Consider the following 13258-nt stretch of genomic DNA (forward strand, 5'->3'; position numbering starts at 1 on the left):
GAAGACTGAGAGCATTTTCGTGGGTTAGCAAAGGAAGTTCACCTCTTGAGTTGGCATCGGGACCATGTAAAACATGTAAAGATGCCCCGGTTAAAAAGCCGTTATCTGAATGAAGCTGGGCACCTGTGTTCTTGAACAGAGTGTCAATTTGGGTGGTATCGCGAACGTCTCGTCCCTTATTTTTGGGAGAGGCGTTTTTTATACTTATAGGGATAAAATTTTTGCACCGATGTATTTCGACGCAGTTAAAATTTTTAGGAAATAAGTATAAGCGCAACTAGGCAATCACCTGTGCCATTCGGCTTGGTATTTGCCAAGTTTTCTTTATTTGAAAAGGAGGATTTAAAATGGAACAAAAATTAAGGGAATTAGAGCAAGACGCACTACAAAAAATCCAAAACGCTGAAAATCTGAAAGAATTAAATGATGTCCGTGTTGCCTATTTAGGAAAAAAAGGACCTATTACCGAAGTATTGCGCGGAATGGGAAAGCTTTCAGCTGAAGAAAGACCTAAAATGGGTGCACTCGTCAATGTGGTCCGAGAAAAGATCACAGCGGAAATTGAAGCCAAGCAGGGGGAACTGGAAGAAAAAGCGATTGCCGAAAAATTAGCGAAAGAAACAATTGATGTGACCCTTCCGGGGCGTCCGGTTCAGCTTGGAAACCATCATCCTTTAACCAAAATCGTGGAAGAGATTGAGGACTTGTTTATATCAATGGGATATGAAATCGCAGAAGGCCCAGAAGTAGAAACTGACTATTATAATTTCGAGGCGTTAAATCTTCCAAAAGGTCACCCTGCCCGCGATATGCAGGATTCCTTCTACATAACGGAGGAAATTCTCATGCGTACCCATACATCCCCAGTACAGGCTCGTACGATGGAAAAGAATCAGGGCAAAGGACCAGTTAAAATTATTTGTCCTGGTAAAGTTTATCGCCGTGATTCTGACGATGCGACTCATTCTCATCAATTTACCCAAATTGAAGGATTAGTCATCGACCGCAATATTCGTTTAAGTGACTTAAAAGGAACACTTAATGTATTTGCGAAGAAAATCTTCGGTGAGGAAAGAGAAATCCGTCTCCGTCCCAGCTTTTTCCCATTCACTGAGCCGTCTGTTGAAATGGATATTTCCTGTAAAATGTGCGGCGGTTCAGGCTGTAACGTTTGTAAAGGAACAGGCTGGATTGAAATCTTAGGAGCCGGGATGGTTCATCCCAACGTGCTGGAAATGGCCGGATATGACTCTAATGAATATACAGGCTTTGCTTTTGGTATGGGACCAGAAAGAATTGCGATGCTGAAATACGGAATTGAAGACATTCGTCATTTCTATACCAATGATATCCGTTTGCTGAAACAGTTTGCCGTTCATGAAGAATAAGGAGGATATAATACTATGTTAGTTTCTTATAACTGGTTGCAAGAATATGTGGATTTATCAGGTACAACCCCAGATGAATTAGCTGAAAAAATTACGAGAACCGGAATTGAAGTTGAATCTGTAGAACCTGTCAGTGATGGGATTAAAGGGGTAGTTGTTGGCTATGTGATGGAATGTGAACAACATCCGAATGCAGATAAATTAAATAAATGTCTCGTTGATATTGGAGAAGCGGAACCTGTTCAAATTATTTGCGGGGCTAAAAACGTTGCAAAAGGACAAAAAGTGGCGGTTGCAAAAGTTGAAGCTGTATTGCCGGGTAATTTTAAAATTAAAAAAGCAAAACTGCGCGGTGAAGAATCCAATGGCATGATTTGTTCCTTGCAAGAATTAGGTTATGAATCCAAGATTATAGCTAAAGAATATGCTGAAGGCATTTATGTGTTCCCTGAGGATGTAGAATTAGGCCAGGATGCCATTGCTCTTCTCAATCTGAATGATCATATTTTAGAGCTTGGTCTGACGCCAAACCGTTCCGACTGTTTATCGATGTTAGGGGTTGCTTATGAAGTAGCTGCGATTTTAGAAAAAGATGTAAAACTCCCGAATGTTCAGGCTGTCAGCCAAGAAAAAACAGCATCCGAGTACATTGATGTTCACGTAGAAGTACCAGAAGATAACCCGTTATATATAGCCAAGGTCGTAAAAAATATAAAAATTGGCGCTTCTCCATTATGGCTACAGACACGCCTAATGGCAGCAGGGATCAGACCGCATAACAATATTGTCGATATTACGAACTATATTTTGTTAGAATACGGTACGCCTTTACATGCGTTTGACTATGGCCGTTTCGGTTCTAAGGAGATTGTTGTAAGAAGAGCGAAACAGGACGAAAAAATAGTCACATTAGATGATACGGAAAGAACCTTAACTGCCGATCACCTCGTTATTACAAATGGCAAAGAGCCTGTTGCTGTTGCGGGAGTGATGGGCGGAGCTAATTCAGAAGTCAGGAGCGATACAACAACAGTTATTCTTGAAGCAGCACTCTTTAATCCCCTTACGGTTAGAAAAGGTTCAAAGGATTTAGGTCTCCGCAGTGAAGCAAGCAGCCGGTTTGAAAAGGGTGTCGACCCTGAACGAGTCCGCTTGGCAGCAGAACGGGCAGCAGAGCTTATGGCAGAGCTAGGCGGCGGAGAAGTGGTGGCTGGCTCAGTAGAGGTTAATACTTTAAAAGCTGAACCAAAGGTCATTGAAGTGCCATATGAAAAAGTGAATCGTGTATTAGGAACTGGCCTTTCAAAGGAAGAGATGAGCCGTCTTTTAGACCGTTTAAAAATTCCTCATGAACTAAAAGCAGATCGGTTAGTGGTAACAGCTCCTACGAGAAGAGGAGATTTAACAATTCCGGAAGATATAATCGAGGAAATAGGCCGTCTTTATGGATATAACAATCTTCCATATACTCTTCCAGTTGGAGAATTCAATCCAGGAGCACTTACTTCCTACCAAAGAAAGCGCCGGGTAACCCGTCAAATTTTGGAATCTGCCGGTCTTTATCAAGTTCTTACTTATTCTCTAACAGCTCAAGAAAAGGCACAAAAATACGCGTTAGAAATAAGAGAACCAATCGCCTTATCTATGCCGATGAGTGAAGAACGGAGCCATTTGCGCTTAAGCCTTATGCCTGGATTAATTGATATTCTTCAGTTTAATCAGGCGCGTCAAAATGAGAGCGTAGCTGTGTACGAAATTGGATCAGTATTTCTTTCTAATGGAATGGATGTTTTACCTGAGGAAAAAGAACATTTAGCAGGGGCTCTAACAGGAGAGTGGGTATCCAACCCTTGGCAAGGAGAGAAGAAAGCCGTTGATTTTTATGTAGCCAAAGGCGTTTTGGATGCCTTATTTGAAAATCTGGATCTGACTCAAGTAATTGAGTATAGTCCGGTTCAGCTTGAAGGAATGCACCCTGGCCGTACAGCACAAGTTTTATTAAATGGAACGGTTTTAGGGTTTGTCGGTCAGCTTCATCCAGCTGTTCAAAAAGAGCATGACTTAAAAGATACGTATGTATTTGAAATGGATTTATCTAAATTGTTCGGAGCGGAAACGAAAGAGCTTCAGTATCAGCCAATTCCGCGTTTCCCTTCCATAACGCGTGACATTGCGCTAATTGTAGATTCCAACGTTCTTGCTGGTGATATTAAAAAGGCCATTACCTCAGCCGGCGGGAAGCTTTTAAAAGAAGTTTCTATTTTTGATGTTTATGAAGGGGAACATATGGAAAGCGGAAAAAAATCAATTGCCTTCTCTCTTAAATATGTCGACCCAGAAAAAACATTAACAGATGAGGAAGTAACAGCGGCACACGAAAAAGTACTGGAAGCAGTCCAGCAGCAATTCGGGGCAACCTTAAGAGGTGCCTGAAAATGAAAGGGAGCCTGATTTAAACGGGCTTCCTTTTTATAATTGTAAAGGTAAATATGACTTCCCCATATACATTTAAGTAATAAAAGTTTGTCACCATCTAGCTCCAGAGCCCAGAGACTAACGTACTTCCCTCACCTCCGGTCGATAAGTCAACATCGACTCCGCTACCGTCGTCGTGTTTCCTATCTAACTGCGGCGAAAGTAAAGTCCGTACGTCTTCTAAACGGGCACTTCTGCTTTTGGACTTTCCAAGTAATTTTATTTCATGGTAAGATAGAGTGAACCTTTAATCATTGTTTCCGGAAAGATTTCGGAAATAAGAAAGGAGAAGCTATGCTCGATCTGATTATTTTACTTCTTTTAGTTGTGGGGTTAATCGTAGGACTTAAAAGAGGTTTTATTTTACAGGCCATTCATATGGTTGGCTTTATCCTGTCCTTTATTTTAGCATATGTTTACTATGATGATTTAGCTCCCAAACTAAAGCTTTGGATTCCTTATCCGACACTGGGAGACAGTGAATCCTTTACCATGTTATTTGAATCTATGAATTTAGATGCGGCCTATTATAATGCCATTTCATTTGCTATTATCTTTTTTATTTCAAAAATTCTATTGCAAATCATAGGTTCGATGCTTGATTTTGTCGCACATCTGCCGGTTATGAAACAATTAAATGTATGGGCAGGCGGAGCCCTCGGATTTTTAGAAGTTTACTTAATGGTATTTATTGTGTTATACATTGGGGCTTTACTTCCGGTTGAATTTATTCAGGGCCCGCTCGGATCTTCATTTATGGCCAAAACCATAGTGACTAACACTCCGATTTTTTCAAGTCAAATTCAAGATCTATGGTTTCAATATATGGATGTCTAAACTTCTCCTTTAGCGGAGAAGTTTTTTTACACTTTTATTATAAAATTTTAGCAATGAGGCAAATTCGACACAGTTAAAATTTTTAGGAGAAAGGATAAGGGCAACTAGGCAATCGCCTGAGTCTATAGGCTTGGCGCTAACCAAGTTTTCTTTACTGGAAAAGGAACCTTTTGAACTCTAAGACGTAATCATGGTAAAGTTTAAACTGGTGTATGTAGTAAAAGTGTGAATTAAAGGTGTTGATATAGATGGTTCACAAAAAAGAAATCGTCCGTTTGTTAGAAACAGTGGCAACCTATATGGAATTGATGGGAGAAAACTCCTTTAAAGTATCTGCTTTTCGGAAGGCTGCTAATGCGCTTGAGCGGGATGAAAGAAGTGTCGGGGAATTAGAAGATTACACAACCATCCCTGGGATTGGCAAAGGGACGGCTAGTGTCATAGAAGAATACATTGAACTCGGTGAATCTAAACTTTTGAATGAGTTAAGAGAAAAGGTTCCGTCTGGACTTATACCACTTCTCCAGCTGCAAGGCTTAGGCGGAAAAAAGATTGCAAGGCTTTATCAAGAACTCCATATAACAAATGCAGACGAGCTAAAAGACGCTTGTGAACGCGGAAAGGTGGCCGACCTTTCAGGGTTTGGCAAAAAAACAGAAGAAAAATTACTTCAATCGATCCAAGAATTAGGGACACAGCCTGAACGTTTACCAATCGCAGCTGTATTGCCTATAGTTGATTATATAGAATCCTATCTGGCGTCCATCCCGGAAATCGATCAATTTTCTAAAGCGGGAAGTTTGCGTAGAGCAGAAGAGACCGTGAAAGATTTAGATTTTGTGATTGCGACCTCTTCACCAGCTACTGTAAAGGAAAAGCTGCTAGAGATGAAAGGGATTAAAAGAATTGTAGCAAAAGGAGATACGAAGGTATCGGTTATAGTTGATGGCGATTTTGGATTATCGATCGATTTTCGCCTCGTTTCTAAAGCTGAATTTGCTACTGCTCTTCATCATTTTACTGGCTCAAAGGAACACAATGTACGGATGAGGCAAATTGCAAAAGAGCGCCACGAAAAAATTAGTGAGTACGGCGTTGAGGATTTGGAGACTGGGAAAATCCATACATTTGCTAGTGAAGAAGCCTTTTATAAACATTTTGGCTTACCATACTTGCCACCTGAAGTTCGTATAAATGGACAAGAAATTGAGATTTTTCAAATGGAATATCCATTTATAAATGAAAACGATATAAAGGGTGACCTTCATATGCATACGACCTGGAGCGATGGCGCCCATACCTTGGAGGAAATGGTTCAGGCCTGTATAGATAAAGGCTATCAATACATGGCAATTACGGACCATTCCCAATTTTTAAAAGTAGCAAATGGTCTGACTAAGGACAGGGTCTTGCGACAAAAAGAAGAGATTCATAAGCTTCGGGAGAAATATCCTGAAATACTTATCTTAACAGGAATTGAAATGGACATTTTACCTGATGGGTCACTTGATTTTGAGAATGATGTGCTTGAGGAGCTTGATTTTGTAATTGCTTCGATTCATTCCGGCTTTCAGCAGCCAAAGAGCAAAATCATGGAAAGATTAAAGGCTGCATTAAACAATTTGCATGTGGATCTGATAGCCCACCCAACAGGGCGAAAAATCGGGAAACGAACAGGCTATGAGATCAATATTGAGCAATTGATAGAGCTGGCAAGCGAGACAAATACAGCTCTTGAATTAAATGCAAATCCAAATAGGCTTGACTTAAATTATGAGTTTGTTCGAAAGGCACAGCAAGCGGGGGTAAAAATTTGTATTAATACAGATGCTCATTATAAAGAATCCTTATCGTTTATGGAAATTGGTGTTGCAGCAGCCCGAAAAGGCTGGCTCAAACAGGAGGATTGCCTCAACGCCATGAATAAAGAAGTGTTGCTAAATTTTTTAAAAACAAAGAGATAAAGGAACGGAATTCAAGGGAGGTAAAGATTTGAACCCTAAAGTATTGAAAACATTAGAGTTTTTAAAGATAAAGGAAAAATTGATTACTTACGCCTCCTCGGCGTTAGGCAGAAATAAATTAAATGATTTAGTCCCTTCCTCAGATTTTACAATAGTAAAAAGAGGTTTGGAGGAAACAGATGAGGCTTTTACGGTATTACGGTTAAAAGGACATGTCCCATTAGATGGGGTCTTTGATATTCGTGGCTCTGTAAAGCGGGCTGAAATCGGTTCGGTTGTTTCAGCTTCTGAATTGGTAGAGGTCGCAAGCACAATAAAAGCTAGCAGGCAAATGAAAAAGTTTATTACAGAAGTCATCGAGGAAGAAAATATCAATCTGCCGATCCTAGAAGAAGAAATGGAACGAATTTCAGACTTACTCTGGCTTGAAAAGGAAATTACCAATTCCATCGATGAACAGGGCTATGTACTAGACCACGCAAGTGATACATTACGTTCGATTCGTAATCAAATCCGTTCAAAGGAAACGAGAATAAGGGAAAGACTAGATTCGATTATCCGCTCATCAAATGCACAGAAAATGTTGTCCGATGCGATTGTAACGATCCGTAATGACCGTTATGTTATTCCAGTAAAGCAGGAGTATCGCAGTCATTATGGCGGGATTGTTCACGATCAATCTTCATCAGGGCAAACATTGTTTATTGAACCGCAGGTAGTGGTCGAGCTCAACAATGATCTGCAAGGACTTAAGGTTAAAGAGCACCAGGAAATCGAAAGAATTTTAATCGCGTTATCTAATGAAGTCGGTGCGGAAGCAGAAGGGTTAAGACTTACAGTGGCTGCCTTAACCGAGTTAGATTTTTATTTTGCAAAGGCACGCTTTAGTAAAACCTATCGGGGAACTAAACCAGCTATAAATGATCAAGGAAGAATTTCATTGAAACGTGCGAGGCATCCCCTTATATCGGCCGATGAAATCGTGGAAAATGATATTTGGCTCGGGGATGAGTTTACGACTATTGTGATTACAGGACCTAATACGGGCGGTAAAACGGTCACTCTCAAAACAATTGGCTTAACCGTTTTAATGGCTCAAGCCGGACTCTATGTCCCAGCCCTGGAAGGGTCAGAGGTAGCCGTTTTTGATGCAGTTTATGCCGATATCGGCGACGAACAGTCGATTGAGCAAAATTTAAGTACTTTTTCTTCTCATATGGTGAATATCGTTGATATTTTGAAAAAAGCGGATGGACATAGTCTTGTTTTATTCGATGAGCTTGGGGCTGGAACGGATCCGCAAGAAGGGGCAGCATTAGCCATTTCTATATTGGACGAAGTGTATAATCGCGGGTCAAGAGTTGTTGCTACTACTCACTATCCTGAATTAAAAGCATATGGCTATAATCGCGAAGGGGTTGCCAATGCTTCAGTTGAATTTGATGTTGAATCATTACGGCCAACCTATAAGCTGCTGATTGGCATTCCTGGACGAAGCAATGCGTTTGAAATCTCGAAAAGATTAGGCTTGCAGGACAATATCATTGAGAGGGCCAGGTCATTAATGAGTGAAGACCGACAAGAGGTAGATTCGATGATTGCCTCATTAGAAGCAAACCGAAAGCAGGCTGAGAACGCTTGGGTGGAAGTCAGAGAAATATTACGGGATGCTGAGAACATTCATAATGATTTGCAAAAGCAAATGGCTGAATACTATCAGAAAAAAGATGAGCTAACAGAAAAAGCAAAAGAAAAGGCAAACCAAATTATTGAAGAAGCTAAAGAAAAGGCAGAAACGATTATCCAAGAGCTTCGAAAGCTCCGGCTTGAGAAAAATGCAGAGGTAAAGGAGCATGAATTAATTGAAGCAAGAAAGAGACTTGAAGATGCAGCTCCTGAGGTCAAAAGGACAGCAAAGAAAAAAACTGCAGCTAAAAAACATAGTTTCTTGCCTGGGGATGAGGTAAAGGTTATCAGCCTTGGTCAAAAAGGGGCACTGGTTGAAAAACTAAATGACCATGAGTGGCAGGTTCAAATTGGAATCTTGAAAATGAAGGTAGATGAAAGTGATCTCGAATGGCTCCATACTCCGAAACCTGTTGAAACAAAACCGATAGCTACTGTAAAAGGAAAAGATTATCATGTTAACCTTGAATTAGATTTACGGGGAGAGAGATATGAAGATGCTTTGCTCCGGGTCGAAAAGTATATTGACGATGCTCTGCTGGCTGGTTATCCGCGAGTCTCAATCATACATGGAAAAGGAACAGGAGCGTTAAGACAGGGAGTACAAAATTATTTAAAAAATCATCGATCTGTTAAATCATATAGATATGGGGAAGCAGGTGAAGGCGGTTCAGGGGTAACTGTGGTTCAGTTAAAATAAGATTTAAGCGGGGGAGATTATTAAATGAGTGATTTTTGGGAAAATAGCCTGATTCAAACCGCAGCATACTTTAGTGTAGTGGTTCTCTGTATGATTGTCTTTCTGACTATATTTGAGTTGGTCACTAAATATAATAATTGGGAGCAGATTAAGAAAGGAAATATGGCCGTTGCTTTTGCCACAGGAGGGAAAATATTTGGGATTGCCAATATATTTCGTCACTCTATTCAACAGCATGATACACTGTTTCATATGATTGGCTGGGGAGTATATGGATTTCTTCTCCTTTTAGTTGCCTATTTTATCTTTGAATTTTTAACACCAAAATTTAAAATAGATGAAGAAATTGAAAATAATAATAAAGCAGTAGGCTTTATATCGATGGTAATCTCTATTGGCTTGTCATATGTGGTTGGGGCAGGAATTTAAGGGAGGCTTTAAATTTTGTTAGAGAAATTAGCAAAAATATTGTTTGCTGTATGTGGAGTATTTTTTATAGTAGGTATTATTTATTTAGTTATAAACGGATAGATAAGAAAGGGAGCCGCATTTGGCTCCCTTCTATTTTTAATATCTAGTTTCAAGTTCAATTCCTTGATAATAATGCTTAAGGATTTCTTCATAAGAATGTCCTTTTTCAGCCATTCCTACTGCACCTGTTTGCGAAAGGCCAACACCGTGCCCCCATCCGCCGCCGTAAGCCTTAAAGCCAATCAATTCCTTCTTGCTATTATCAATCACAGGCTCAATAAAGAAGAGAGTGCTTCTTAATGATGTTTGTGCTCCGCTGTCTAAAACATATTTTAGAGCCGTACGGATTCTGTCTTTATACTCATAAAACGTTCCATTTTCAGTAACGAATTCAATTTCTAATACACGTCCAGAATTAGAACGTTCTGTTACATTAATTTCATAAACTTCCCCGACTTCTGTGTTAAAGGAAGTGCTTAATACTTCACTAATTTCTTCATTAGTCCAATCAACGGTCCAGCGATGATAGCGTGACCAATCAGATTCATAAGCGCCATTACCAGCGTTGCGAAGTGAAGTTAGATTGCTGTGATTTTTAAATACCTCTAAAGTTGGAACGTGTTCAAATGCTTGGCCGCGGTTAGCATCAGGCACGCCGCGCAGATATGGAACTGGATCAGTATTCCAGACATCTTCGTTGTTAGCTGTGTAGCCTCCCGTAGTTGAGCTATAAACAGCTGTAATTAACTTACCCTCGTATGTTGCAACCACACCTCTTGTTTCTTGGACTGCCTGTGTTGAGATGGGATGTTCACTGTCATATCCTCCATATACTTGATCTGAAGTAGTTGGGAGAAGATCAAAGCCATCACTGCTGCGTTTTCCCATATTGGAAAGAGCATACGTCCGGGCAGCAACAGCTTGTGATTTTTGTGCTTCTAATTCTCCATAAGGGACAGGAGGCAGCTCTAGTGGAACGACTCCATACAGGTATTGTTCAATTGGAAGTTCGTTAATGCCAGCTAACGTTCCATTACTGTTGAAGCCTATTTCACCAATACCTCGATATTGCTTGCCGTTAATCTTAACAAGACTGTCTGAAGATGTAATGACAACTGGATTGGAAGTTGTCACCTCTGATTCGCCTTTCGTTAACTTTAGTGAAGATTCTCCTTCAACAATTGTGATAATCCTCCAGAAGGCATCACTTGCTGCAAGTCCTTTCGCTATCACTTCATTTTTAAATGCAGTTCGTACAGCAAAGGAAGCATCAGCCGGAAATTCCCCTATTAAAAGACGCCAGCCATTATTGTAAGGCTCGATATACGTTGGATAGCCCGCTGTTTCTGCACGGGTTAACCAGTCCTGTATGTAGGCATTGCTTGTTGAAAACGCCACCTGCAACATATAATTTGTCCTTACATTGGATGTCGAACTGAGGTCCACTCTCACTTGTTCATTGGTCCCAGTAAAAAGAACATTCCCAGTAACCTTATCTTTGATCTCGAAGCTTCCATTACTTCCGATTTGAATCGTTTCAGCAGTTGGAACAACCCCAATACGAATAATCGGTTCTTCTGCTTCTGCTGCAAATATACTTCCTTGCGTAAATAAAACGCTTACAAGTGCAATTGCAAAAAAAACCTTTAACATCTTGTTAATCATTTCTTTACCACCTTCCTGTTGATCAATCAAAAAAATGGATCCATTTTAAACAATTCAAGGAGTAAGGGAAAAACCCTTTTGGCCGGTAGCAAAAAATAACAAAATTCGAATAAAATGGTTCAATACTCACAGATGAAACTTGTCGCTTTTACAAAATATAAGACTTTCTTCATAGGAACAGAGGATTAGGAAATTTTAAGTTGGCATTGGGTGAATTTCGTTGTATGGTGTAGGTATGTATACTATAATGAATAAAGAACAGTTAGAATGTTCTTACAATTAATAAAGGGGGGTTGCTTTTACATGACTCAAAGACCTTGGTTAAATGAGTACCCAAGCGAAATTCCACAGAGTCTTGATTATGGTTCTAAACCACTACAAAATTACCTCAAAGATACAGCATTATCTATGCCTGATCGCATTGCTATTCGATTTATGGGAAAATCTCTTGACTACCAGGAACTTTATTTATCTTCACTGAAGCTAGCGAACTATCTGCGTGAATTAGGAATTGCAAAAGGCGATCGTGTTGCTATTATGCTTCCAAATTGTCCTCAGAATGTTATTGCTTTCTATGGAATCTTAATGGCAGGGGGAATCGTTGTCCAAACTAATCCTTTATATACCGAGCGCGAGCTTGCGTACCAATTAAAGGATTCTGGAGCAAAAGCAATTGTAACGATGGACATCTTGTTTCCTCGTGTGAAAAAGGTACAAAATGAAACCGATGTTGAACATATTTTTGTAACCGCTATCAAGGATTATTTACCATTTCCGAAAAACCTGATCTACCCATTTATTCAGAAGAAACAATATGGCATTGTTGTTAAAGTAGAACACGAACAAAATCATCATCTCCTCACACATGTCATGGAGAATGGAAAAACAGCTGATATCGAAACAGATGTTGATATTGATATTGATGGAGACTTGGCATTACTTCAGTACACAGGCGGAACGACTGGCTTTCCGAAAGGGGTAATGCTGACTCATAAAAATTTAATTGCAAATACTGTCATGAGTTCAGCCTGGATGTATAAATGCAAAAAAGGGGAAGAAACTGTTCTCGCAATCCTTCCGCTTTTTCATGTGTACGGGCTGACGGCGGTAATGCTATTATCCGTCATGGACGGGCAAACTATGGTACTGCTGCCCAAGTTTGATGCAACCACAACTTTGAAAACGATTGAAAAAGAAAGACCTACACTATTCCCTGGTGCACCAACCATTTATATTGGCTTACTTAATCACCCTGATATAAAGAATTATGATATGTCTTCAATAGACACATGTATCAGCGGTTCAGCTCCTCTTCCTGTTGAGGTTCAAACTAAATTCGAAGAAGTTACCGGCGGTAAATTAGTAGAGGGTTACGGCTTAACTGAAGCATCTCCTGTTACACATGCTAATTTTCTGTGGGATAAAGAAAGGGTGAAAGGAAGTATTGGAGTGCCGTGGCCAGATACAAATGCTGCTATTTTGTCTGTTGAAACTGGAGAACCGCTGCCGCCAAATGAAATTGGCGAAATTGCTGTAAAAGGTCCTCAAGTCATGAAGGGGTACTGGAACCGTCCGGAAGAGACAGAACAAGTATTTAAGGATGGATGGCTGCTGACTGGTGATATGGGTTATATGGACGAAAACGGCTATTTCTATGTCGTGGACCGTAAAAAAGATATGATTATTGCTGGAGGATTCAATATATATCCTCGTGAAATTGAAGAGGTCCTTTATGAGCATGAGGCTATTCAAGAAGCTGTAGTTGCAGGAGTACCAGATCCGTATCGCGGTGAAACGGTAAAAGCTTACGTTGTATTAAAAGAAGGAAAGTTTGCAACAGAACAGGAATTGGATCAATTTGCGCGCAAGGCACTTGCAGCTTATAAGGTTCCTCGTATCTATGAATTTAGATCAGAATTGCCAAAAACTGCAGTAGGAAAAATTTTAAGAAGGGTACTGGTCGACGAGGATAAAAGAAAGCTTGAAGAAGAGAGAAAGAACGCGTAAAGATTTTTTGTTTTTCCTTCTTTTTTTCAAGATTTGGGACAAGACTAAAATAGGAGGATCTTCTT

The 13258-nt window shown here is 40.0% G+C and carries 8 protein-coding genes and 1 other annotated feature (1 of these 9 cut by a window edge); of the genes, 7 read left to right on the forward strand and 1 reads right to left on the reverse strand.

The features are described from left to right. Positions 1 to 180, forward strand: a binding site (T-box leader); it begins 58 nt to the left of the window's first position. Between the two features lie 167 nt (positions 181 to 347). The 6 genes from pheS (at position 348) to CRO56_RS12975 (ending at position 9479) form a co-directional block, all read left to right on the forward strand. Then, positions 348 to 1388, forward strand: a complete 1041-nt coding sequence (gene pheS, locus CRO56_RS12950) for a phenylalanine--tRNA ligase subunit alpha (RefSeq protein WP_097159032.1) — start codon at positions 348 to 350, stop codon at positions 1386 to 1388. 15 nt (positions 1389 to 1403) lie between these two features. After that, complete coding sequence (gene pheT, locus CRO56_RS12955; RefSeq protein ID WP_097159033.1) at positions 1404 to 3821, forward strand: phenylalanine--tRNA ligase subunit beta; 2418 nt, start codon at positions 1404 to 1406, stop codon at positions 3819 to 3821. 336 nt (positions 3822 to 4157) lie between these two features. After that, a complete protein-coding gene (locus tag CRO56_RS12960) occupies positions 4158 to 4700 on the forward strand; it encodes a CvpA family protein (protein ID WP_097159034.1) in 543 nt (180 codons plus the stop codon). A 248-nt stretch (positions 4701 to 4948) separates the two neighbouring features. Next, on the forward strand, positions 4949 to 6664 hold the full coding sequence (gene polX / locus CRO56_RS12965; protein ID WP_097159035.1) for a DNA polymerase/3'-5' exonuclease PolX: 1716 nt from the start codon (positions 4949 to 4951) through the stop codon (positions 6662 to 6664). Between the two features lie 28 nt (positions 6665 to 6692). After that, positions 6693 to 9050 (forward strand): endonuclease MutS2, encoded by a 2358-nt coding sequence (locus tag CRO56_RS12970; protein WP_097159036.1) that lies wholly within the window; start codon positions 6693 to 6695, stop codon positions 9048 to 9050. Positions 9051 to 9074: 24 nt separating this feature from the next. Continuing rightward, positions 9075 to 9479 carry a DUF350 domain-containing protein gene (locus tag CRO56_RS12975; RefSeq protein ID WP_097159037.1) on the forward strand — a complete coding sequence of 135 codons (405 nt, stop codon included), beginning with the start codon at positions 9075 to 9077 and terminating at the stop codon, positions 9477 to 9479. Between the two features lie 138 nt (positions 9480 to 9617). Here CRO56_RS12975 and CRO56_RS12980 read toward each other — a convergent pair whose 3' ends face one another. Next, the gene (locus CRO56_RS12980; protein WP_097159038.1) at positions 9618 to 11186 is read right to left on the reverse strand and encodes a SpoIID/LytB domain-containing protein; all 1569 of its coding nucleotides are present in this window, start codon (positions 11184 to 11186) and stop codon (positions 9618 to 9620) included. Positions 11187 to 11489: 303 nt separating this feature from the next. Between CRO56_RS12980 and CRO56_RS12985 the strand changes: the two genes are divergently transcribed. Further along, a complete protein-coding gene (locus CRO56_RS12985) occupies positions 11490 to 13193 on the forward strand; it encodes a long-chain-fatty-acid--CoA ligase (protein WP_097159039.1) in 1704 nt (567 codons plus the stop codon). Positions 13194 to 13258: the final 65 nt, after the last annotated feature.

It is taken from the genome of Bacillus oleivorans (assembly GCF_900207585.1).
GTDB lineage: Bacteria > Bacillota > Bacilli > Bacillales > JC228 > Bacillus_BF > Bacillus_BF oleivorans.

Bases quoted from the DNA above. Each gene is read 5' to 3' on its own strand.
- CRO56_RS12985 (WP_097159039.1), top strand. From the start codon at position 11,490: ATGACTCAAAGACCTTGGTTAAATGAGTACCCAAGCGAAATTCCACAG.
- CRO56_RS12980 (WP_097159038.1), bottom strand. From the start codon at position 11,186: ATGATTAACAAGATGTTAAAGGTTTTTTTTGCAATTGCACTTGTAAGC.
- CRO56_RS12960 (WP_097159034.1), top strand. From the start codon at position 4,158: ATGCTCGATCTGATTATTTTACTTCTTTTAGTTGTGGGGTTAATCGTA.
- CRO56_RS12975 (WP_097159037.1), top strand. From the start codon at position 9,075: ATGAGTGATTTTTGGGAAAATAGCCTGATTCAAACCGCAGCATACTTT.
- pheT (WP_097159033.1), top strand. From the start codon at position 1,404: ATGTTAGTTTCTTATAACTGGTTGCAAGAATATGTGGATTTATCAGGT.
- polX (WP_097159035.1), top strand. From the start codon at position 4,949: ATGGTTCACAAAAAAGAAATCGTCCGTTTGTTAGAAACAGTGGCAACC.
- pheS (WP_097159032.1), top strand. From the start codon at position 348: ATGGAACAAAAATTAAGGGAATTAGAGCAAGACGCACTACAAAAAATC.